The sequence below is a fragment of the Streptomyces sp. NPDC034085 genome (genome assembly GCF_055575555.1).
The window spans coordinates 728,146-751,261 of record NZ_JBVISL010000003.1 but is presented as its reverse complement, the minus strand read 5'-3'; the positions used below and the strand labels follow the sequence as shown (position 1 = coordinate 751,261).

The 23,116-nt window shown below is 72.4% G+C and carries 16 protein-coding genes; 8 read left to right on the top strand and 8 right to left on the bottom strand.

What is annotated here, in order from left to right:
- Nucleotides 1-1,221 carry an ROK family protein gene (locus ACZ501_RS13705; protein WP_468795097.1) on the top strand — a complete coding sequence of 407 codons (1,221 nt, stop codon included), beginning with the start codon at nt 1-3 and terminating at the stop codon, nt 1,219-1,221.
- An 8-nt stretch (nt 1,222-1,229) separates the two neighbouring features.
- Here ACZ501_RS13705 and ACZ501_RS13700 read toward each other — a convergent pair whose 3' ends face one another.
- From ACZ501_RS13700 to ACZ501_RS13685, 4 genes are all read right to left on the bottom strand, one after another.
- Complete coding sequence (locus ACZ501_RS13700; protein WP_361597291.1) at nt 1,230-2,681, bottom strand: GH1 family beta-glucosidase; 1,452 nt, start codon at nt 2,679-2,681, stop codon at nt 1,230-1,232.
- Between the two features lie 52 nt (nt 2,682-2,733).
- Entirely contained in the window at nt 2,734-3,627 is an 894-nt protein-coding gene (locus tag ACZ501_RS13695) for a carbohydrate ABC transporter permease (protein ID WP_361597288.1), read from the bottom strand.
- A 3-nt stretch (nt 3,628-3,630) separates the two neighbouring features.
- Nucleotides 3,631-4,686, bottom strand: a complete 1,056-nt coding sequence (locus ACZ501_RS13690) for a carbohydrate ABC transporter permease (protein ID WP_468795094.1) — start codon at nt 4,684-4,686, stop codon at nt 3,631-3,633.
- Between the two features lie 111 nt (nt 4,687-4,797).
- The gene (locus ACZ501_RS13685) at nt 4,798-6,150 is read right to left on the bottom strand and encodes an ABC transporter substrate-binding protein (protein ID WP_468795091.1); all 1,353 of its coding nucleotides are present in this window, start codon (nt 6,148-6,150) and stop codon (nt 4,798-4,800) included.
- A 368-nt stretch (nt 6,151-6,518) separates the two neighbouring features.
- Between ACZ501_RS13685 and ACZ501_RS13680 the strand changes: the two genes are divergently transcribed.
- On the top strand, nt 6,519-7,583 hold the full coding sequence (locus ACZ501_RS13680) for a LacI family DNA-binding transcriptional regulator (protein ID WP_361597279.1): 1,065 nt from the start codon (nt 6,519-6,521) through the stop codon (nt 7,581-7,583).
- A gap of 115 nt (nt 7,584-7,698) precedes the next feature.
- On the opposite strand, the gene ACZ501_RS13675 is transcribed toward ACZ501_RS13680, so the two are convergent.
- From ACZ501_RS13675 to araB, 3 genes are all read right to left on the bottom strand, one after another.
- Nucleotides 7,699-9,438, bottom strand: coding sequence for a glycoside hydrolase family 6 protein (locus ACZ501_RS13675; protein ID WP_468795088.1), 1,740 nt, complete (start codon nt 9,436-9,438; stop codon nt 7,699-7,701).
- A 515-nt stretch (nt 9,439-9,953) separates the two neighbouring features.
- A complete protein-coding gene (gene araA / locus ACZ501_RS13670) occupies nt 9,954-11,465 on the bottom strand; it encodes an L-arabinose isomerase (RefSeq protein WP_468795085.1) in 1,512 nt (503 codons plus the stop codon).
- Nucleotides 11,466-11,568: 103 nt separating this feature from the next.
- On the bottom strand, nt 11,569-13,263 hold the full coding sequence (gene araB / locus ACZ501_RS13665; RefSeq protein ID WP_468795082.1) for a ribulokinase: 1,695 nt from the start codon (nt 13,261-13,263) through the stop codon (nt 11,569-11,571).
- 287 nt (nt 13,264-13,550) lie between these two features.
- On the opposite strand from araB, the gene ACZ501_RS13660 reads away from it, so the two are divergent.
- From ACZ501_RS13660 to yjfF, 4 genes are read left to right on the top strand one after another with little or no spacing between them, the layout of a single operon-like run.
- Complete coding sequence (locus ACZ501_RS13660) at nt 13,551-14,561, top strand: ABC transporter substrate-binding protein (RefSeq protein WP_468795079.1); 1,011 nt, start codon at nt 13,551-13,553, stop codon at nt 14,559-14,561.
- A 28-nt stretch (nt 14,562-14,589) separates the two neighbouring features.
- Entirely contained in the window at nt 14,590-16,149 is a 1,560-nt protein-coding gene (locus ACZ501_RS13655) for a sugar ABC transporter ATP-binding protein (RefSeq protein ID WP_468795076.1), read from the top strand.
- Nucleotides 16,146-17,240, top strand: a complete 1,095-nt coding sequence (locus ACZ501_RS13650; protein WP_361597261.1) for an ABC transporter permease — start codon at nt 16,146-16,148, stop codon at nt 17,238-17,240. The genes ACZ501_RS13655 and ACZ501_RS13650 overlap by 4 nt, the downstream gene beginning before the upstream one ends.
- Nucleotides 17,237-18,259, top strand: coding sequence for a galactofuranose ABC transporter, permease protein YjfF (gene yjfF, locus ACZ501_RS13645; protein ID WP_468795073.1), 1,023 nt, complete (start codon nt 17,237-17,239; stop codon nt 18,257-18,259). Before ACZ501_RS13650 ends, yjfF begins: the two co-directional genes overlap by 4 nt.
- A 94-nt stretch (nt 18,260-18,353) precedes the next feature.
- Here the strand turns inward: yjfF and ACZ501_RS13640 are convergent, their stop codons facing one another.
- The gene (locus tag ACZ501_RS13640) at nt 18,354-19,376 is read right to left on the bottom strand and encodes a LacI family DNA-binding transcriptional regulator (protein ID WP_468795070.1); all 1,023 of its coding nucleotides are present in this window, start codon (nt 19,374-19,376) and stop codon (nt 18,354-18,356) included.
- A 303-nt stretch (nt 19,377-19,679) separates the two neighbouring features.
- On the opposite strand from ACZ501_RS13640, the gene araD reads away from it, so the two are divergent.
- Together araD and ACZ501_RS13630 are read left to right on the top strand one after the other, a co-directional pair.
- Nucleotides 19,680-20,432 (top strand): L-ribulose-5-phosphate 4-epimerase AraD, encoded by a 753-nt coding sequence (gene araD, locus ACZ501_RS13635; protein WP_362456030.1) that lies wholly within the window; start codon nt 19,680-19,682, stop codon nt 20,430-20,432.
- A 162-nt stretch (nt 20,433-20,594) separates the two neighbouring features.
- Entirely contained in the window at nt 20,595-23,012 is a 2,418-nt protein-coding gene (locus tag ACZ501_RS13630; RefSeq protein WP_468795066.1) for a glycoside hydrolase family 9 protein, read from the top strand.
- Nucleotides 23,013-23,116: the final 104 nt, after the last annotated feature.

Below are 23,116 nucleotides of genomic sequence, written 5' to 3'. Positions count from 1 at the left end.
ATGACGGCCAACGGCAGAGCGGGCGGGAATGTGGAGACCGCGCCCGCCTCACAGCAGGGGATGCGCCGGCAGAACCTCGCGGCGGTGATCGGCGCGGTCGCCGCGCACGGCCGGCTCTCCCGGGCCGACATCGCCGGACACACGGGCCTGACCAGGCCGGCCGTCTCCTCCCTGGCCGACGAACTCATCGGCCGCGCCGCACTGATCGAGACGCAGACCGCGCCCAGCGGACGCGTCGGCCGCCCCGGGCGGGCCCTGGCCCTGAACGACAAGGGCCCCGCGGGCCTCGGCCTGGAGATCGGCGTCACCCATCTCGCCGCCTGCGTGGTGGACCTGCGCGGCGAACCCCGGGTCTGGCGGCGGATACAGCGGGCCAACGCGGGCCGGCCGGCCGGGCAGGTGCTGGCGGAGGCCGCCGCACTGGGCGCCGACGCGGAGACCGAGGCCGCCGCCCTCGGCCTGCGCGTCCAGGGCCGCGTCCTGGCCGTGCCCGGGGTGGTGCCGAACGCCCCCGGCGGACTGGTCGCCCACGCCCCCAACCTGGGCTGGCGGGACGTCCGCCCCGCCGACCACTGGCCCGACCCCCACACCGTGCCCGAGCCGGAGAACGAGGCCAACCTCGGGGCGCTCGCCGAGCAGCGCCGGCGCGGACGGTCCGCCGAGACCTTCGTCCACGTCTCGGCCGAGGCCGGAATCGGCGCCGCACTGGTCATCGACGGCCGGCTGTTCCGCGGCGCCCGTGGCTTCGCGGGCGAACTCGGCCACCTGCCCGTCCACCCGGACGGCGCACCCTGCCCCTGCGGGGCACGCGGCTGCCTGGAGCAGTACGCGGGCGAACGGGCCGTCCTGCGCGAGGCCGGGCTGGACGACGCCGGGGACCCGGTGGCCGTACTGGCCGGACGGGCGGGCGCCGGGGACCCGGCGACCCTGCGCGCCCTGGACCGCGCCGGACGGGCCCTGGGCCTCGCCCTCACCTCGGCGGTCGACCTGATCGACCCCGACGCCCTCGTCCTGGGCGGCGCCTACGCCGAACTCGCCGACTGGCTCCTCCCGCCGCTGCGCGCCGAACTGGCCGCCCGGGTCACCGTCCGGCCCTGGGCACCGGAGGCGGTACGGCCCTCCTACCTGGGGCGCGGCGGACCGGTCCTGGGCGCGGCCTGGTCGACCGTCCAGCGGATCATCGCAGACCCCGCCCGCCTGCCGGTCCACCGGGCCGAGTAAGCCGCCGGTCACGACCTAGCGGCGTCGCCGGGAGCGTGCAGCCGTCCCGTCCGGGCCACGCCGGAGTACCAGAGCGCGCTCGACTTGGGAGTGCGCTTCAGCGTGTCGTAGTCGACGTGGACGGCGCCGAAGCGCTTGGCGTAGCCGTGGGCCCACTCGAAGTTGTCGAGCAGCGACCAGAGGAAGTAGCCGCGTACGTCCGCCCCGTCCGTGATCGCCCGGTGCACGGCGTCGAGGTGCGCGTGGACGTAGGCGGTGCGCCGCGGGTCGTGGACCGTCCCGTCGGGGCCGATCTCGTCCTCGTACGCGGCGCCGTTCTCGCTGATGACGAGCGGCAGGCCGGGATAGCGGGCGGCGGTGCGGGTGAGCAGGTCGTAGAGCGCGCCCGGGTCGACCGACCAGCCCATGGCCGTGCGTTCGCCCGGCGCCCGGTGGAAGGCGACGTCGTCCGCGCCGGGCCAGGGCGAGTGCTCGCTGTGGCCGTGGCCGTCGTCCTGCGGCCGCTCGGCGCCCTCCGCGACGTGCGAGACGACGGTCGGGGTGTAGTAGTTCACGGCGAGGAGGTCCAGCGGCTGGTGGATCGTCGCGGTGTCGCCGTCCCGGACGAAGGACCAGTCGGTCAGGTGCGCGGTGTCCGCGAGCAGGTCCCGGGGGTACGCGCCGTCCAGCATCGGGCCCAGCCAGATCCGGTTGCCGACGGCGTCGATCCGGCGGGCCGCCTCCCCGTCCTCGTCCGAGGGGGTCAGGGGGCGGACGGCGTGGAGGTTCAGGGAGACCGCGAGCTGGGCGTCCCCCGGCAGCGAGGTCCGCAGCGCCTGGACGGCGAGGCCGTGGCCGAGGTTGAGGTGGTGGGCCGCGCGCAGGGCGGCGACCGGGTCGGTCCGGCCCGGGGCGTGGACCCCGGAGCCGTAGCCGAGGAACGCGCTGCACCAGGGCTCGTTGAGCGTCGTCCAGCGCTTCACCCGGTCCCCGAGGGCATCGGCCACGAGGCCCGCGTACTCGGCGAACCGCCCGGCGGTCGCCCGCTCCGGCCAGCCGCCCGCGTCCTCCAGGTCCTGCGGCAGGTCCCAGTGGTAGAGCGTGAGCGCCGGTTCGATGCCCGCGGCGAGCAGTTCGTCGACGAGCCGGCGGTAGAAGTCCAGGCCCTTCTGGACGGCCGGGCCCCGGCCGGTCGGCTGGACGCGTGACCAGGAGACCGAGAACCGGTAGGCCCCCAGGCCGAGTTCGGCCATGAGGCGGACGTCCTCGGAGAAACGGTGGTAATGGTCCACGGCCACGTCACCGGTGTGGCCCCCGAAGACCTTGCCGGGGGTGTGCGAGAAGGTGTCCCAGATGGACGGGGTCCGGCCGTCCTCACGGGCGGCGCCCTCGATCTGGTAGGCGGCGGTGGCCGTGCCCCACAGGAAGCCGGACGGGAAGGTGCGGGGGGTGGTGGGCGGCCGGGTCTCGGACACGGTCATGGAGCGCTCCCAACGCGGATTCGGATGTTCGTCGGTTCTTCACGGCTGTTCGTCAGTTCTTCACGGCGCCGGCGGTGATGCCGCCCACGACGTGCTTGCCGAGGACGGCGAAGACCAGCAGCAGCGGCAGCGTGGAGATGAGCGCACCGGTCAGCACGACGGCCTGGTCGACGGTGTGGTTGCCCGCCCCGAGACCGGCCAGGGCGACCTGGAGGGTCGGACTGCCGTCGGGGGTGAGGGCGATGAACGGCCAGAAGAAGTCGTTCCACGCCTGGACGAAGACCAGCATCCCGAGGACCGCCATAGCCGGCCGTGCCACCGGGAACACCACGTGCCAGATGACCCGCAGGCTGTGCGCACCGTCCATCCTGGCCGCCTCCACGAGCTCCACCGGGAGGGCCTCGACGAGGTACTGGCGCATGAAGAACACCCCGAACGCGGCCACCAGCGAGGGCAGGACGACCGACTGGAGCTGATCGACCCAGCCGAGGCCGGTGATGATCTGGTAGAGCGGGATCACGCTGAGCTGCGGCGGGATCGTCATGGTGGCCACCACCAGCGCCAGCAGCGCGCCCCGGCCCCTGAAGGGCAGTTTGGCGAAGGCGAATCCGGCCAGGGTGGAGAACAGGACGGTCGACAGCGCGACCAGCCCGGCCACGACCGTCGTGTTGACCAGTGCCTCGCCCATGTCGACCTGGTTCCAGGCGAAGGAGAGGTTGTCGAACAGCCGGGGCCCGGGCAGGAGCGGCGCCGGCGCCTTGACCACGCGCTCACCCGTGTGGGAGGCGGCGACGAGGTTCCAGTAGAGGGGGAAGAGGGAGACCAGGGCGGCCAGGCCGAGAAGGACGTAGGTCAGCGGTCCCGCGTGGTGCTGACGGCCGGCCGACGGGCGAAGGCGCCCGGCGCGCGGCGCGTTGCGGGTGGACGTGGGGAGGGTGCGGGCCATGGTTCAGCTCCCCGCCTTCGTACGCGCGCGGTCGGCGCGGCTGCGGTCGCGGTCGCGGTTGCGGTGCGAGCGGGAGACCAGGGCCTGGAGGCCGCCGACGAGCAGGAGCAGCAGGAGCATGACCCAGGCGATGGCGGATGCCTGGCCCAGCGCACCGGTCACCCAGCCCTTCTCGTACATGAGCAGGCTCAGGGTCTGGAACTGGTTGCCGCTGCCGCCGCTGATCCCGACGCTGCCGCCGAAGAGCATCGGCTCGCCGAACAGCTGCGTGGCGCCGATGGTCGAGACGACGATGGTGAACAGGATCGTCGGCCGGATGGAAGGGATGGTCACGTTGAGGAACTGGCGCCAGCGCGAAGCCCCGTCCAGAGCCGCGGCCTCGTAGAGGTCCTGGGATACGGCCTGCATCGCCGCCAGGTAGATGAGCGCGTTGTAGCCCGTCCAGCGCCACGTCACGATGACCGAGATCGCGATCTGCGCGGGCCACTTGGAGGACTCCCAGTCGACCGCGCCGAAACCGGCCCAGCCCAGCACCGTGTTGATCAGGCCGTAGTCGGTGTTGAAGAGCTGGGCGAAGACGAGCGTCGCCGCCGCGATGGAGGTGGCGTACGGAGCGAGGACCGCGACCCGGAAGAACGCCCGGCCGCGGAGCTTGTAGTTGAGCAGATGGGCCAGGCCCAGAGCCATCAGCAGCTGGGGAACGGTCGAGATCACACCGATGGTGAAGGTGTTGGCCAGCGCGTTCCAGAAGAACTCGCTGGTCGCCAGGGCACTGTAGTTCTCCGTTCCCTTCCACTGGGGGACCCCGCCGAGCTCGACCCGGTGGAGCGAGAGCCAGCCCGTGTAGACCAGGGGGAAGAAACCGAAGGCGGCGAAGGTGAGGAAGAAGGGGGCGACGAGGAGATAGGGGACCGCCTTCAGGTCGAGGCGGTACAGCGTGCTGCGCCGGCGGCTCCGGCCGGAGGGCCGCTGTCTGCGGGGGCCGGGGGCGGCGTCGGCGCCCGGAGCGGGTGGGGCGGGCGGGGCGGAGCCGCCCGTCGCCCGTACGGAGGTGGCCACGGGGGCTTCCTTCCAGGTCGATGCGTGCGGTGGTGCGGCGGTGCCGTCGAGCGGCGGCCGCCTCACCCGGGGGGAGGCAGCGGGTGGCGGCGGGCCGTCGAGCTGCTCCGGTTACCGGTCGATCTTGTCCTGGACCAGCTTCCTGACGTTCTCCCACGCCTTCGCCGGGTCGGTGCCGCGCTGCTCGATGTCGAGGATGCCGTTGTCGGTGAGGAAGGTCTTCACCTGGCCGTCCCATCGGCTGATCGGGGCGGGTGTGATTCCGGCCGCGGCCTGCGAGTAGATCCTGCCGACCGGGGTGTCACCGAAGTACGGCAGCTTGGCCTCCTGGACCGTGGGGGAGGTGAGGGTGTCCTTGGAGGACGGGATGTTGCCGTTCACCCCGAAGACCTTGGCGTGCTGGGCGGGAGCGGTGAGCCAGGCGGCGAGTTCCGCCGCCTCCTTGGCGTGCTTGCCCGACTTCGGCACGGCGAGGAAGGCGCCGCCCCAGTTGCCGGCCACGGGCGGCGCGGCGATGTCCCACTTCCCCTGGTTCTCCGGCCCCGCCTGTTCTTTGATGATGCCCGTCATCCAGCTGGGACAGGCGACGGTGGCAAACCTGGAGTTCTTGAAGGCCGCGTTCCACGTGCCCTTCTCGTCGAACTGGCGCAGCTTGGCGGTCAGTTCGCCCTTCGCCGCCGCCACGGCGGTGTCCCACGCCTTCTTCACGCCCGGGCTGTTCTCGTAGTCCAGCTCGCCCTTGGCGTTGGCGTACTGCACGGGCTCGCTGGAGATCACGGCGTTGAACAGCCCGCTGGCGGAGTCGTGGAAGGCCGTCCCGGCCGGGGCGTTCTTCCTGTACGTCTCCCCGGCGGCCAGGAACTTCGCCCAGTCGCCTTCCCAGAGCTTCGCGACCTCCGAGCGCTCGGTCGGCAGCTTGGCCTGGGCGAAGAGGTCCTTGTTGTAGCAGATGGCCATCGGGCCGATGTCCGTGCCGAGCCCGATGACCTTGCCGTCGGCCGTGGTGGCCTGCTTGACCTTCCAGCCGAGGAACGCGCCGAGGTCCGCGCCGCCCGTCGTGCCCAGGTCCACCCACTTGCCCGCCATCGCGGGGCCGGTCGCCTCGGCGATGTACCCGACCTCCAGGGCCTGGATGTCCGCGAGGCCGCTGTCGCGGGAGAGGCGCAGCTTGAGCGTGTCCCAGTACTTCTGGCCGTCCGCGACGTTCGATTCCTCGATCTTGATGTGCGGGTGGGACTTCTCGTACTCGGCGTAGAGCTTCGCTCCGGTGGCGTTGTCGTAGCCGAAGGAACCGAAGGTTCCGACCCGCAGCGTGATCTGCCCGCCGCCGGCCGCGCTGTCCGCGCCGTCGTCGCCCGCGCAGCCGGCGAGCAAGGCCGTGCCCGTCACGAGGGCGACGGCCGCGACGAGCGTGTTGCTCGCGGTGCGGCGCCCGCGCCCGCGTCTGCTGCTGGAAGTGCGCATTCCACTCTCCTCGTCCAAGGTGGTGCTCGTTGTGCGCCAGGGGCCCGCCGGGCTGTTCGCGGCTCCGGGCGAGGGCCCGCGCGGACCTGAAAGGTGAAGGGCGTTGTCGCACCCCTGGATGGGAGCGCTCCCACGTCGTTGCCGGAAGGTTGCTGCCTCAGGGGTGCGGGTGTCAAGAGAGGAGGGCGGATTCCCTGGGCGGAGGCGCGGTGGGCGCCGACGTGGCGTGGAGGGGAAATCGAGGGTAGTGTGGGAGCGCTCCCACGGGGGTCACCAGCGTAAGGTTCACCGGCGTAAGGTGCCCCGCGCGGCGCGGTGGGGTCCATCATCGTGCCTGATCCACGGGATCAGGACCCACGCGGAGTGCGATGCACGAGGGGAGTGCGAGAGGCGTGAGCGGACGGCGGAACGGCAGGCCCACTCTGGAGGAGGTCGCGGCCCTGGCCGGCGTCGGCCGGGGCACGGTCTCCCGCGTGATCAACGGCTCGCCGAGGGTGAGCGAGCAGGCCCGGCAGGCCGTCGCCCGCGCGGTGGCCGAGCTCGGGTACGTACCCAACCAGGCCGCCAGGGCGCTGGCCGGCAGCCGGACCGACGCGGTCGCCCTGGTCATCCCGGAGACCGAGGCCCGGGTGTTCTCGGAGCCGTACTTCCTGGACCTGATCCGCGGGGTCAGCGCCGAACTCGCCCAGGCCGACAAGCAGTTGCTGCTGACCCTGGTCCGGACCGAGGCGGAGCGGCGACGGTTCGAGCACTACCTGGCCGCCCAGCGGGTCGACGGCGTCCTGCTGGCGTCCGTCCACGGGGACGATCCCCTGCCCGACCGGATCGCGCGGCTGGGGCTGCCGGTCGTCATGAACGGCCGGCGCTCCGAGGCCGAACCCGTCGACTATGTGGACTCCGACAACATCGGCGCCGGACGCGCCGCCGTCGCCCATCTGGTGGGCCGGGGCCGCGGCCGGATCGCGACCATCAGCGGCCCGTCCGACATGTACGTGGCCCGCGCCCGTCTCGGCGGCTACCGCGCGGGGCTGGCCGAGGCCGGGATCGCGCCCGACGAGGCGCTCGTGGCGACCGCGGACTTCACCGAGGAGGGCGGCAGACGGGCGATGCGCGCCCTGCTGGAGCGCGCCCCCGGCCTGGACGCGGTCTTCGCCGCCTCCGACGTCATGGCGGCGGGCGCGCGCGGGGTGCTGCGCGAGGCCGGGCGACGGGTCCCCGAGGACGTGGCCCTCGTCGGCGTCGACGACTCGGTGGTGGCCCGTCTGATGGATCCGCCTCTGACGAGCGTGCGCCAGCCCATCGAGGAGATGGGCCGCACGATGACCCGGCTGCTGCTGGAGAAGATCGCGGAGGGCGCCGGAGCCGGTCCCGCGGCGGGGGAGGAGCGGCGCCGGGTCCTGCCCACCGAGCTCATCGTGCGCGATTCCTCCTGAGGGCGGGAGCTCCGAGCGGGCCCCGCAGGCTGCCGGGCCCTGAGCGCGGTACGCCCCGCAGCCGTACGGAATCCGGAGGGATCCGTACGGCTGCGGGGTCTTCACCGGCGGTCCGTCACAGAGCCGGGTAGGCGTTCTTCATGAGCTGCTGGAACTGGGCGGAGAACCACTGTCCCGCGAGCGGGGCGTCCGGGAGCGCGCCCGACATGCTGTTGCCGTTGCGGACGTTGCCCGTGTAGGTGGGGTCGCACATCCGGTCGAAGCCCTTGCCCTCGTTGTTCGGGATCTCCTTGCTGGCCCCGTCCGACTCGCCCGGCGGCTTCATCCACACGTAGGCGTCGATGCCGGCCGCGGGCGCCGCCTGCGGCCGTTCGCCGAGCCCGGCTCCCGCCTGGTTGCACCAGTTGCCGAGGTGGATGCGCCGGTCGTAGCGGCCGCCGTTGACGTAGGAGTCCACGCTGGTCGTCGCGCCGGGTCCGGTCGGGCGGGCCGTGCCGCCCCAGCCGTTGCGGGAGGTGTCGATGAGCATGCCGACGCCGGCGTCGAAGCCGAGGGAGACCACCTTGGCCCGCATGGCCTGGGCGTAGGACAGCTCGTCGGTGTAGCGGTTCCAGTCGACCCACTTGGACTGGCGTACGGAGGTGCCGTTGACCGAGTCCTCGATCCTGAAGTGGTCCTCCTTCAGCGCGCTGAAGTTGGCGGTGTTCACGATGAAGCCGTGCACCTTGGAGAGCGTGGAGCCCTCGGCGGTCGCGGCCTGCTTGAACATCTCCGCGGAGGCGGTGAAGTTGTCGTCCCAGCCGAGCCAGCCGTGGTGGCCCGCGTCCACGTAGTTGTAGACGTTCGCGATCGAGCCCAGCTTGTTCAGCGCGTAGCCGACCCCCTTGATGTAGTTGCCGTTGGCCTTCATCACGTCGCAGTTGGGCGTGGCCGTCGGGCGGCCCGAGACGTTGGTGACGAGGTTCGGCAGCGAGTCGATCTCGACGGCGGTGACGATCCGCAGACCGGCGTACTTGGGATCGGCGAGGATCGTGGCGATCGGGTCGATGAACTGCGTCTTGTACCTGTCGATCTCGGTCGGGCCCAGCTCGCCGTTGGAGGCGAGCGCGGAGCAGTCCCGTCCGGGCAGGTCGTAGATCACCAGCTGGACGACGAGTTCGCCGCTGCCCTTCTGCGCCAGGGCCGCGTCGAGGTGGTCGCGCAGGCCCATCTTGCCGCTGGTGCCCGTGACGAGGGCGATGCGGTCCAGCCAGACGGCGGTGGGCTGGTTCGACACCCTCGTGCCGCCCGGCTCGGCGGCCGCCTTGGCGGACCACTCGGGATTCACGTACACCTTGGCGCCGGCGTAGGGGTTGTCGACCTTGCCGCCCGAGGGCGGAGGCGTGGTCGGCGGGGTGGTGGGCGGTGTCGTCGGCGGCGTGGTGGGGGGCTCGGTGGCACCGTTGCAGGTGACTCCGTTGAGCTTGAACGTCGCGGGCACGGCGTTCGTGCCGTTGTGGGAACCGTTTAACCCGAACGACGTCGAACCGCCGGTGGTCAGCGACCCGTTGTACGAGAGGCTCTTGGCCGTCACGGCCGCCCCCGACTGGGTGATCGCGGCGTTCCAGCCCTGGGTGACCTGCTGGCCGTTGGCGTAGGACCACTCCACGGTCCAGGAGGCGACCGGGTCGCCGGTGTTCGTGACGATCACGTTGGCGCCGAAGCCGTTGTTCCACTGGTTGGTGATCTGGTACTCGACCTTGCAGCCGGCGGCGGCGGCGCCGGCGGGGGTGCCGAACACGGTGGCGGTGGCGCCGGCGGCCGTGACGAGACCGAGGGCCGCCAGTAGCGCGGTGCGGGGGATGACGCGGCTCATGTCGTGGGGTGCCTTTCGGGTCGGGGCGCGCAGGCCGTCGTCAGGCCGGGCGCCGGTGTGGGGGGCGTTGCCTCGTACGGGAGGAGCGCGTTCGCCGGAACCAGGCCGGGGCGTGGGCCGGTGCACGCATGTCCGCGGGGGGTGGGGCCGTCCCGGTGCGCGGGCGGGAAGGGCCGGGCCGCGACCGGGAAGAGAGCGAGGCCGCGCTTGTGAAGCGCCGATCGGTGGAAGCGCTCCCACTGGTTGGGGCCAGACCGTAGCGCCAACTGACCCCGAGGAAAAGGGGGTCGGTGAAATTCTTCGGCGAAAGGCTTTCGCACCCTCACGCGTCTTGACGCCGCCATTCCGGGTCAGCACAGTGGGAGCGCTCCCACTGGCGCACGGCTCGTGTACGACCGCTCTGCCCCTGCCCGTCCCCCCCGAGCAGCGAGGAGAACCTCTGTCATGTCAGGCACATCCCCCGCCGGACGCCGTGGCCGGCGCCGGCGGCGACGCGCCCGTCTTCACGCGCCCCCTCACAGCCCCCGTGCCAGCCGGTGGTACGCCTGGTTCCAGCGGAGCTCGCGCCGGAACTGCCGGGTGGTGGTGGTCTTCTCGATGAGGAGGAGTTCCAGGCGGATCATTTCCGCGAGGTCGTCGAGGTGGTCGGAGGTCAGGGCGGTGCTGAGAACCGTGTGGTGCGGCCCGCCGGCCGTCAGCCAGGATTCGGTGGAGGTCCGCAGGTCGGGGCGGGGCCGCCAGACCGCGCGGGCGACGGGCAGGGCGGGCAGCGGGTGCGGGGCCGCCACGACGTCGACGTCGTTGGCGACCAGGCGGAAGCGGTCGCCGAGGTCGGCGAGACCGACCACGACCGCCGGGCCGGGAGCGGCGTCGAACACCAGACGGACCGGGTCCTCCCGCCCGCCGATGCCGAGGGGGTGGATCTCGCAGCTGGGCCTGGCGGTGGTGAGGGAGGGGCAGACCTCCAGCATGTGCGCGCCGAGGATCAGTTCCTCGCCGGGCGTCATGTCATAGGTGTAGTCCTCCATGAAGGAGGTGCCGCCGGGGAGCCCGGCGGCGGCCACCTTGAGGGCGCGCAGGAGGACGGCGGTCTTCCAGTCGCCCTCCCCTCCGAAGCCGTACCCCTGGGCCATGAGCCGCTGGACCGCGAGGCCGGGCAGCTGGCGCAGTCCGCCCAGGTCCTCGAAGTTGGTGGTGAAGGCCCTGAAGCCGCCTGAGGTGAGGAAGGTGCGCAGTCCGGCCTCGATGCGGGCCGCGTAGCGCAGCGAGTCGTGCCGTTCGCCCCCCGGCCGCAGCTCCGGCGCCAGGCGGTAGAGGTCCGCGTACTCCTCGACGAGGGACGTCACCTCGCTCTCGTCCGCGCTGTCGACGACCTCCACCAGGTCGTTGACGCCGTAGGTGTTGACGGAGGCGCCGAAGCGCAGCTGGGCCTCGACCTTGTCCCCTTCCGTGACGGCCACGTCGCGCATGTTGTCGCCGAAGCGGGCGAGCTTGAGGGTCGCCAGTTCGGACCGGGCCGCCGCCGCCCGCGCCCAGACCGCGACGCGCGCCCGCGTCACCGGGTCGCTGACGTGGCCGGCCACGGTCTTGCGGGGTACGCCCAGGCGGGTTTGGACGAACCCGAACTCGCGGTCGCCGTGGGCCGCCTGGTTGAGGTTCATGAAGTCCATGTCGATGGTGTCCCAGGGCAGGGCCGTGTCCGCCTGGGTGTGGAGGTGGAGCAACGGCTTGCGCAGTGCGTCCAGGCCGGCGATCCACATCTTCGCCGGGGAGAAGGTGTGCATCCAGGCGATGAGCCCGGTGCACCGGTCCTCGGCGTTCGCGTCGAGGCACACCCGGCGGATGGCGTCGGCGTCGGTGAGCACCGGCTTCCACACGACGCATGCGGGGATGCCGGAGGCGTCGGCCAGCGCGGCGGCTATCCGCCGCGACTGTTCGGCGACCTGGCGCAGCGTCTCCTCCCCGTACAGGCGCTGGCTGCCCGTGAGGAACCAGATTTCCTGGGCGGGAGACGTGGGGCTGGGCACATGGACTCCTGAAGGGCGGTGTCCCGCGACGGCGTCGGCGCGTCGGGCGGACGGGGAGGACGGACGGGGAGGACGGACGGGGGAGGACGGACGGCGCGGCGGGTCAGCCGGTGCGGTGGGTCGTGTCGCGGATGCTCCTCAGCCGGTGCAGCAGGCCGCCGGCGGCGAAGTGGTCGTGGAGGAGCCGGTATGCGTCGAAGAGGGCGTCGTAGGCGTCGGCCCGAGAGGCGTCGGGCGTGTAGACGGCGGGCAGCCGGCGGCCCATCGCGGCGGCGGCCGTCCGTACGTCGGGGTGGGCGCCGGCGGCCACGGCGGCGTGGATGGCGGACCCGAGGGCGGGCCCCTGGTCCGACGCGGCGAGGGAGACGGGGCGGCGCAGCACGTCGGAGTAGATCTGCATCAGCAGTTTGTTCTTGGCCAGTCCGCCCGCGACGATGAACTCGTGCACCGGTACGCCGCCCCTCTCCAGGGCCTCCACGATGACGCGGGTGCCGAACGCGGTGGCTTCGAGCAGCGCGCGGTAGACGTCCTCGGGGCGGGTGGCGAGGGTCAGACCCACGATGACCCCGGAGAGGCGGTGGTCGACGAGGACCGACCGGTTGCCGCCCAGCCAGTCGAGGGCGACCAGTCCGTGGGCCCCGACCGGCTGGGCGGCGGCCTTGCGGGTCAGCAGGGTGTGCAGGTCCTCGCCGCGATCGGCGGCCTCGGAGAGGTAGTCCGACGGGACGCCCTGGTCCAGGACCCAGGCGAAGATGTCGCCGACCGCGCTCTGGCCCGCCTCGTAGCCGTAGGTCCCCTCGACGATCCCGCCGTTCACGACGCCGCAGATGCCGGGGACCTCGGCGAGGACGGAGGCGCTCACGACGTGGCAGGTGGAGGTGCCCATGATGGCGAGCAGCCGGCCGTCCTCCATGGCCTGGGCGGCCGCCGCGGTGACATGGGCGTCGACGTTGCCCGCGGCCACGGCGATCCCGGCGCGAAGCCCGGTCCACGCCGCCGCCTCGGGGCGGAGGGAGCCGACGCGTGAGCCCAGCGGGGAGAGGGGGAACGCGAGGCGGGTGCGTGCGAAGTCGGCGAACCGGGGGTTCAGCTCCGCCAGGTACTCCTCGCTCGGGTAGGCGCCGTCCTGGTGGATGCCCTTGTATCCGGCGGTGCAGGCGTTGCGGGACTCGGTTCCGGTGAGCTGCCACACGATCCAGTCGGCGGCTTCGATCCACCGCTCACAGGTGTCGTAGACGAGCGGATCCTCCTCCAGGACCTGGAGGGCCTTGGCGAACTGCCACTCCGCGGAGATCCGGCCGCCGTAGCGGGCGATCCACTTCTCCCCGCGGGCGTGGGCGAGCGCGTTGATGCGGTCGGCATGCGGCTGGGCCGCGTGGTGCTTCCACAACTTGGGCCACGCGTGCGGCCGTCCGGCGAGATCCGTCTCGGCGAGGGGGGTTCCGTCGGCGAGGGTGGGCAGGACGGTGCAGGCGGTGAAGTCGGTGGCGATGCCGATCACCGAGGCGGGATCGATCCCGGCCGCCGCCACGGCCTGCGGCACGGCGTGACGCAGTACGTCCCGCCAGTCCTCGGGGTGTTGCAGGGCCCAGTCCGGAGGCAGCCGGGCGCCCCCGTGCGGCAGGCGCCGGTCGATGACGCCGTGCCGGTACGGGTGGACCGCCGCCGCCAGCTCATGCCCGTCGCGGACGCGCACCACCACCGCGCGGCCCGACAGCGTGCCGAAGTCGACGCCGACCGTGTACTGCTCCGGTTCCCCGGAGGGCGAGGCGGGCGTGGGGCGAGGGGGTGACGTCAACGGAGTGCCTTTCGCAGGAGGGGCGGGGCGGCGGGGGAGCCCGATGCCCCGTGCAGTGTGAGCGCTAACAATATGGCGAGGCAAGAGGTTCGAGAAGAACGCATGCGTGACGCTTCAGGGGAGCGCCCCAGGTCGATAACGGACAGGTAACGCGGAGAGGTAGTGCCTGCACGGGGGTTGAGAACCGTCTTTGTTAACGCTCACAATGCGACGGCTCCCCCTTCCCTGCGGCTCCCCGTTCCTCCTGGCACGCCTCCCCAGCCGCATCCGACCCGAAGGATTCCCTCATGGCCCGCAGAGCAGCTCTCCTCCTCGCCGCCACCGCGCTTCTCTCCTCCACGGCGCTGACCGCCTGCTCGACCGAGGGCCCCTCCGGCGGCCCCGCCGCGGGCCCGTCCTCCAGGGCCAAGGCGGGTGGCGGCGCGTTCACCATGGGCTTCGCCCAGGTGGGCGCCGAGAGCGGTTGGCGCACCGCCAACACCAAGTCGGTCCAGGAGGCGGCGAAGAAGGCCGGGATCCAGCTCAAGTTCTCCGACGCGCAACAGAAGCAGGAGAACCAGATCAAGGCGATCCGCACCTTCATCCAGCAGAAGGTGGATGTGATCGCCTTCTCGCCGGTCGTGGAGTCCGGCTGGGACACGGTGCTGAAGGAGGCCAAGGACGCCGGCATCCCGGTCATCCTCACCGACCGCGCCGTGGACACCAAGGACACCTCCCTCTACAAGACCTTCCTGGGCTCGGACTTCGTCAAGGAGGGCAGGTCCGCGGGGGAGTGGCTGACCGCCGCGTACGCCAACGAGCAGGGTCCGGTCAACATCGTCGAGCTCCAGGGCACCACGGGCTCCGCACCCGCCAACGACCGCAAGGCCGGCTTCGCCGAGGCCATCCGCGACGACGGCAAGTTCAAGGTCGTCGCCTCGCAGACGGGCGACTTCACGCGCGCCAAGGGCAAGGAGGTCATGCAGGCGTTCCTGAAGTCCCAGAAGGACATCGACGTCCTCTACGCCCACAACGACGACATGGCCCTCGGCGCCATCCAGGCCATCGAGGAGTCCGGCAAGAAGCCCGGGACGGACATCAAGGTGATCTCGGTGGACGGGATCAAGGACGCCTTCACCGCGATGGCCGAGGGCAAGATCAACGTCGTGGTGGAGTGCAACCCGCTCCTCGGCGACCAGTTGATGGAGCTGGCCGGGAAGGTTGTCGCGGGGGAGAGCGTGCCGGCCCGGGTCGAGACCCAGGAAGGCGTGTTCCCGCAGGACAAGGCCGCGGCCGCGCTGCCGTCCCGCACGTACTGACGCGGACCCACACACGAGAGGAGGGCGGATGGAAGCCCCATCCACCCCGCCGCCCACGGGCACCCGCGACGCGCGGCCGGTCCTGGAGGCCCACGGCATCCGCAAGCGGTTCCCGGGTGTCCTCGCCCTCGACGGAGTCGCCCTGCGGCTCTTCCCGGGCGAGGTGCACGCCCTGATGGGCGAGAACGGCGCCGGGAAGTCGACCCTGATCAAGGTCCTCACCGGCGTCCACCCCGCCGACGGCGGCACCCTCGTCGTCGACGGCCGGCCCCACGCCTTCAGGGACCCCCTCCAGGCGCAGCGGGCCGGAATCAGCACCGTCTACCAGGAGGTCAACCTCTGCCCCAACATCTCGGTCGCCGAGAACATCCTCATCGGGCGCGAACCGCGCCGGTTCGGCCTCGTCCACTGGACCGCGACGCGCCGGCGGGCGGCCGCTCTGCTGACGGAACTGGACCTCGACCTGGACGTCACCAGCCTGCTCGGCTCGCACTCCCTGGCGGTGCAGCAACTGGTCGCCATCGTCCGGGCGGTGGACGTCTCGGCGAAGGTGCTCGTCCTGGACGAACCCACCTCCAGCCTGGACCGCGAGGAGGTGGCCCAGCTCTTCGCCCTGGTACGGCGGCTGCGGGACCGCGGTGTGGCCATCCTGTTCGTCACCCACTTCCTCGACCAGGTCTTCGATCTCTGCGACCGGGTCACCATCCTGCGCAACGGCCGGCTGGAAGGCGAGTACCCCATCGGCGAGCTCACTCCGGTGACGCTCGTGCAGCGCATGATCGGCGGAGAACTGGCCACCCTCGACCAGCTGTCGGACCGCGGTCCCGCGCAAGGGGCCGAACGGGCGGCCGGCCGCCCGTTCCTCCAGGCGCGGCAACTGACCCGCACGGGCTCGATCGAACCCTACGACCTCGACATACACGCCGGCGAGGTCGTCGGACTGGCCGGCCTCCTGGGCTCGGGCCGCACCGAGGCGGCACGCCTGCTGTTCGGCGCGGACAGCGCGGACGCCGGAGAAGTGCGCGTCGAGGGCGAGAAGGTGCTCCTGCGCAGCCCCCGCCACGCCATCGCCCGGGGCATCGCCTTCTGTTCCGAGAACCGCAAGTCCGAGGGACTGGTGGGCGAGCTCACCGTCCGCGAGAACATCGTGCTCGCCCTCCAGGCCGCCCGCGGCTGGACCAGACCGCTGCCGCGCGCCCGGCAGGACGAGGTGGCGGGGCAGTGGATCCAGGCCCTCGACATCCGCCCCGCCGACCCCGAAGCGCAGGTACGCCACCTCAGCGGAGGCAACCAGCAGAAGGTGCTCCTCGCGCGCTGGCTGCTGACCGCACCGCGGCTCCTGATCCTCGACGAACCCACCCGGGGCATCGACATCGGGGCCAAGGCGGAGATCCAGAGACTTGTGGCCCGCCTGGCGGGCGACGGCACCGCCGTGGTGTTCATCTCGGCGGAACTCGAAGAGGTCCTGCGCCTGAGCCACCGCATCGCCGTGCTCCGCGACCACCGCATGGTGGCCACCCTGACGAACGACCACACCGTCACGCCCGACCGCCTCCTCACGACCATCGCCACCGGAACGGACTCATGACCATCCAGCCCGCCCAGTCCGGGACGGCCGCCGGAACCGGGAGACGCCTGGTCCGCCACCGCCTGCTGTGGCCCGCGGCCACCCTGCTCGCCCTGCTCCTCGGCAACCTCGCGTTCCACCACGACTTCTTCTCGGTCCGCGTACGCGACGGCCACCTCTACGGCAGCCTCGTCGACATCCTGCGGTTCGGCGCGCCCCTCGTGCTGGTGGCGCTCGGCATGACCCTGGTCATCGCCACCCGCGGGATCGACCTCTCGGTGGGCTCCACCGTCGCCATCGCCGGCGCGCTCGCCTGCGGGCACCTCTCCACCGCCGCGCATCCCGGCAGCGTCGCCACCATGCTCACTGCTGTGGCCCTCGCGCTCGGGGTCGCCCTCGTGCTGGGCCTGGCCAACGGCTTCCTGGTGTCGGGGCTGGGGGTGCAGCCCATCGTGGCGACGTTGATCCTCATGGTCGCGGGCCGCGGTGTCGCCCAGCTGATCACGGACGGCCAGATCATCACCGTGACCAGCGCCCCCTACAAGATGATCGGGGGCGGCTACTGGCTGGCCCTCCCGTTCGCCGTCCTGCTGGCGGCCGTCCTCGTCGCGCTCACCGCCTTCGTCACCCGTCGCAGTGCGCTCGGCATGCTGATCGAGGCAGTCGGCGGCAACCCCGCCGCCAGCCGCCTGGTCGGCATCCGGGCCGGTGGTCTGCTCGCCCTGGTCTACGTCTTCAGCGCGCTGTGCGCCGCCGTCGCCGGGCTGATGATCAGCTCGAACGTCTCCAGTGCCGACGGCAACAACGCCGGCCTGTGGATCGAGCTCGACGCGATCCTCGCCGTGGTCGTCGGGGGCACCGCTCTGACCGGCGGGCGCTTCTCCCTCGGCGGAACCGTCCTGGGCGCCCTGATCATCCAGACCCTGTCCACCACCGTCTACACCCTGGGCGTCCCGCCCGAAACCACCCTCGTGTTCAAGGCGTTCGTCGTCATCGCCGTCTGCCTCGTGCAGTCCCCCGCCTTCCGGGCCAAGGTCATGCGCCGCCGCGGGGCTCCCCGATCCCACACCCCGGCGGGCGCCACCCCGCAGCAGCAGGAGGTACGAGCATGAGCACGGGCACCGGACACGCCGCCGCGCACCTCACCCGCCCCTTCGCGACCGTGTCCCCGCGCACCCGGACCCGCATCCCGCTGATCGTCACCGCGGTGCTGCTGCTCGTCGTGTTCGGGATCGGATCGGTGCGCTACGAAGGCTTCCTCTCCGCCCAGGTCGTGCTGAACCTGCTGATCGACAACGGCTTCCTGCTGGTCGTCGCGGTCGGGGCGACCTTCGTCGTCCTCACCGGCGGCATCGACCTGTCCATCGGCTCCATGGTCGCCCTCTCGACCATGATCACAGCCTGGCTGGTCGAGTCGCACGGCTGGCCCCTGGCCGCCGTCGTCCCCCTGGTCCTGCTGGTCGGCGCCGCGAGCGGGACGCTGATGGGCTGGATCATCCACACCTTCGAGATCCAGCCGTTCATCGTCACCCTGGCCGGCATGTTCCTCGCCCGCGGGCTCTGCTACACGATCAGCACCGAATCCCTCACGATCACCGATCCCGCGACGGCGGCCATCGCGCAGACCCGGCTGTACGGCCCGGGGGGCCTGTTCGTCTCGATCCCGGTGGTCATCGCCCTGGCCGTGCTGGTGACCGCCTTCGTCGTCCTGCACCACACGCGCTTCGGCCGCACCGTGTACGCGCTGGGCGGCAACGAGACCTCCGCCCGCCTGATGGGTCTGCCGACGGGCTCCACCAAGCTCGCCGTGTACGGCATCAGCGGTCTGTGCTCCGCGCTCGGCGGCCTGTTGCTGACCTTCTACACGCTCTCCGGTTACGCCCTGCACGCCCTCGGCATGGAGCTCGACGCCATCGCCGCCACCGTGATCGGCGGCACGCTGCTGACCGGAGGTTCCGGCTTCGTGCTGGGTACCGCCCTCGGGGTGCTGGTCCTCGGCATGATCCAGACGGTGGTCAACTTCCAGGGCACGCTCAGCTCCTGGTGGACCCGGATCGTCATCGGCGCCCTGCTGCTGGTGTTCATCGTGCTGCAACGCCTGATGAGCGGCCGCCGCCCCGCCACCGGCTGACCCCGGCCGCTCCGGCTCCCGCGGCGCCTTCGCCCGGGGGCGTGCCCCGGTGCCCGGCCCTCCGGGGGGAGGGCCGGGCACCGGGCGGGGCGGGTCATGCGCCGGGGGGAGCGATCCTGCGGGCCGTGCTGGCGCGCACGATGAGCTCGGGGGCCACCACCAGGTGCGCCGACTCCTTCGCCCGGCCCTCGATGTGGTCCAGGAGCAGGCCGATGCTGTCCCGGCCGAGGGACGCGAAGTCCTGACGGATCGTCGTCAGCGGCGGCGGGAAGAACTCCGCCTCGGGGATGTCGTCGAAGCCGGCGACCGCCACGTCCTCCGGGGTGCGCAGGCCCGCTTCCCGCAAGGCCCGCAGGACACCGAGGGCCATCTGGTCGTTGGCGACGAACACCGCGGTGAGGCCCGCTCCCCGCCCGCGGGACGCCCGTACCCGGCCCGCGAGCTGCTGGCCGGCCTGGTATCCCGAAAGAGGGCTCCAGTCACCGCGCAGCAGGGGCGGCACCTCGGCGCCGGCCTCGCGCAGGGCCTCCTCCCACCCCTGCGTGCGGGCCTCGCTCTCCAGCCAGTCGGGAGGGCCGGCGACGTGCCACACGGTGGAGTGGCCCGAGGCGAGGAGATGGTCCGTGATCATGCGGGCGCCGAGGTTCTGGTCCAGCGACACCCCCGGCAGGTCCAGGGTGTGGCCGCCTTCCACGGTGACCACCGGGCACGGCGCTTCCAGTGCCGCCAGCGCCCGCACCGCGGCGCGCTGGGGGGTGACGGCGACGATCCCCTCCACGCCCCAGCCGGCGAGGTGCTGCATGGCTTCGGCGAGGGCCGTCTGCGTGGCTGTCCGGAGCGTGACGGCGGAGGTCAGGTAGCCGCGGTCGCGAGCCGCCTCCTGCACCCCCGCCACGGTGCTGGCGGGCCCGTGGAGCGTGGTGTTCACCGCGATGACGCCCAGGGTGTGGGTCCGGCGGGTGGCCAGGGCCCGGGCCGCCGAGTTGCGGCGGTACCCCAGCTGCTCGATGACCTGTGTCACCGCGGCCCGGGTCTTGGCGCTGACGTTGGGGTGGTCGCTGAGCACCCTCGAAACGGTCTGATGGGACACGCCTGCCACGCGTGCGACGTCCGTCATCGTGGGCGCTCGCGAGACGTCTGGGAGCCGGGTCACCTCTCGTCCTTTCCTCGTCGAGCGGCCATGCCGATGTGGGCGTTCACATTATGCAGTGTCCGTCGCATGCTGCGGGCAGGAATGTGCTCCAAGGTCTTGAGCTTACTGCTTGTTAGCGCTCACAATTCGACGGGGGCAGCCTCGGAGCCCGGTCATGGCTCCGACGCTGCCCCCGATCAGCCCAGCCCCCTGATGCGCGGGCGCGGAGCCTGTGGGACGCCGGTCCCGGGCGGCCGCCGCGCATACCGGAAAGACGGTGAGAGCGTAGTGAGCCAGACCAGCCTCAAGAACCTCCGCCGCGAGGTCCTCGCGGCCAACCTGCGCATCCCGGAAGCCGGGCTGGCCACCCTCACCTGGGGGAACGTCAGCGGAGTGGACCGGGATGCCGGTGTCTTCGTCATCAAGCCGTCCGGGGTCTCCTACGCCGACCTCACCGAGGAGGACCTCGTGGTGGTGGCGCTGGAGGACGGGCGGGTCGTCGACGGGCACCTCAGGCCGTCCACCGACACCGAGACCCATCGCTGCCTGTACCGGGCGTTCCCCTCGCTCGGGGGCGTCACCCACACGCACTCGGCGCACGCCGTCGCCTTCGCCCAGGCGCGCCGCCCGATCCCCGTGCTCGGCACGACCCACGCCGACACCTTCAACGGGCCCGTCCCCGTGACGGCGGACCTCACCGCGGAGCAGTGTGCGCGGGACTACGAGTACAACACCGGACAGGTGATCGTCGCCCGGCTCGACGGCGACCCCCGCCGGGCCGACGAAGTCCCCGGAGCGCTCGTCTCGCGCCACGGCCCCTTCACCTGGGGGGCCACCGCAACGGCGGCGCTGGAGAACGCCGTCGTCTGCGAGGCCGTGGCGGAGATGGCGCTGCACACCCTGGCGCTGGGAGCCCGCCTCGGGGACACCTCCCCGCCGCCGGGGCATCTGCTGGAGCGGCACTTCACCCGCAAGCACGGACCCGACGCCTACTACGGCAACACCGCCGGCCGGCTTCCGGGTGCCCGCACGACCTCCTGACGCGGCAGAGGCGTCGCGCCCGGGCCGGCACGGCACTTGACGGGGCCTTCCGGCGGCTGGCTTCATGGGAGCGCTCCCATTCCCGCTAGGAAGGCCCTGCCCGTGCCTCCTGTCACTTTCGCGCGCGGTGTGCCCCGCCGCGCGGCCGCTGTGTTAGCCGGCTTGGCCCTGGCTGTCGGCGGCCCGTCCCTGACCGCCCTGGCCGTCCCGGCCGCGGCCACTCCCACCGCTGCCGCCCCCGCGGCTGCCGACACCCCCGTCCGGGTCAACCAGCTCGGCTACCTGCCCGACGGCCCCAAACGGGCCACCGTGGTCAGCCCCGCGACCACCCCGCTCGGCTGGCAACTGCGCGACTCCACCGGCGCGGTGGCCGCCTCGGGCGCCACCACCGTGCGCGGCGCGGACCAGGCGTCCGGCCAGTCCACGCACCTGGTGGACTTCGGCGCGTACACCGGCACCGGCACCGGCTACACCCTGACCGTCGACGGCCGGACCAGCCACCCCTTCGATGTCTCCGCATCGCTGTACGACGGACTGCGCGCCGACAGCATGTCGTTCTTCCACCAGCAGCGCAGCGGCATCGCGATCGACGCGGCCCTGGCGGGCGGCAGCGCCTACGCCCGCCCCGCCGGGCACCTGGGCGTCGCCCCGAACAAGGGCGACAGCAGCACCCCCTGCCAGGCCGGGGCGTGCGACTACTCCCTGGACGTGCGCGGCGGCTGGTACGACGCCGGGGACCACGGCAAGTACGTCGTCAACGGCGGCATCTCCGTCTGGGAGATGGTCAACTCCTTCGAACGGGCCCGTCGTTCCGGGGGCGACGCGGCGCTCGGCGACGCGACGCTGCGGGTGCCGGAGCGTGGCAACGGGATGCCGGACGTGCTGGACGAGGCCCGCTGGGAGCTGGAGTTCCTGATGCGGATGCAGGTCCCGGCCGGGAAGCCGACGGCCGGGATGGCCTTCCACAAGGTGCACGACGCCCGGTGGACCGCCCTGCCGACCCGCCCCGAACTCGACGCCGAACAGCGCGAGGTGCACAAGCCCTCGACCGCCGCCACGCTGAACCTGGCGGCCTCGGCCGCACAGTGCGCCCGGGTGTACGCGCCGTACGACGACGCGTTCGCCGCGCGCTGCCTGGACGCCGGCCGCCGCGCCTGGACGGCTGCCCGGGCCCACCCGGACGTGCTCGCCCCGGCGGGCGACAACACCGGCGGCGGTGCCTACGAAGACGCCGACGTCTCCGACGAGTTCTACTGGGCGGCGGCGGAACTCCTGGCGACCACGGGGGAGTCCCAGTACCGGGACGCCGTCACCTCCTCGCCGCACCACAGCAGGCCCGTCGACGCGTTCTGGTGGGGTGGCACCGCCACCCTCGGCCGCATCACCCTCGCCACCGTCCCCGGCGCGGTCCTGCCCGCCGCCGACGTGGCCCGGCTGCGCGGCCTGCTGACCACGGCAGCCGACGGCCACCTGTCCACCATGGGCGGACAGGGCTACCCGGTGCCGCTCCCCGCCACCGGGTACGTATGGGGCTCCAACGGCTCGGTCTCCAACAACGCGATGGTGCTGGCGGTCGCGTACGAGCTCACCGGGCAGCAACGCTACCGGGCCGGAGTGCTGGAGTCCCTGGACTACCTGCTCGGCCGCAACGCGCTCGACCTCTCCTACGTCACCGGCTACGGCGAACGCCACTCCGAGAACCAGCACCACCGCTTCTGGGCGCACCAGAACGACGCCTCCCTGCCGCACCCGCCGGCCGGTTCCATGGCGGGCGGGCCGAACGCGGGACTGGAGGACCCGGTGGCCAGGGAGAAGCTCGCCGGCTGCGCTCCTGCGGCGTGCTACGTGGATGACATCGGCTCGTACTCCACCAACGAGGTGGCGGTCAACTGGAACGCCTCGCTGGCCTGGCTGGCGGCCTTCGCGGCCGAGCGGCGCGGCGCCCCTGCGGTCCCCGCGGTCCAGGTGGCACCGGCGGCCGTGACGGTCCCGGAGGGCGGTTCGGCGCCGGTGGGCGTACGGCTGACGGCCGCGCCGGCGCAGAACGTGACGGTGACCGTGGCCCGGAGCTCCGGCGACCAGGACCTGTCGGCGGCGGCGACCCTGGTGTTCACTCCGGCGAACTGGGCGAGCGCCCAGCAGGTCCCGGTCTTCGCCGCGCACGACGCCGACACGGTGTCGGGCAGCGCCACCTTCACCGCCGGTGGCCCCGGCGTGCAGCAGGCGATGTTCACGGCGACGGAGGCGGACGACGACGCGCCTGCGGCCTCCTGCGCGGTGGCGTACCGGATCGACAACGCCTGGGCCGACGGCTTCACGGCGACGGTCACCCTGAAGAACACCGGCAGCTCGCCGATCTCCGGGTGGACCCTCGGCTGGAGCTTCGCCGGCGACCAGCGGATCGGCAACGCCTGGAACGCCGCGGTGAGCCAGTCCGGCAGCGCGGTCACCGCCCGGGACGTCGGGTGGAACGCCGCGCTGGAGCCCGGCGGCAGTGTGAGCTTCGGCTTCCAGGCGAGGTATTCGGGCACCAACGCCTCCCCGACGCGCTTCACGCTGGGCGGTGCGCTCTGCTCCTGAGCGGAGCGGATGCCTGCGCGCCAGGTGGCCACGAGCGCCTGGCCCGAAGGGGCCCGTCGGCTACGCTTCCGAGGCCCGGCCGGGCCCTGTCGCGGGGGCGGCGT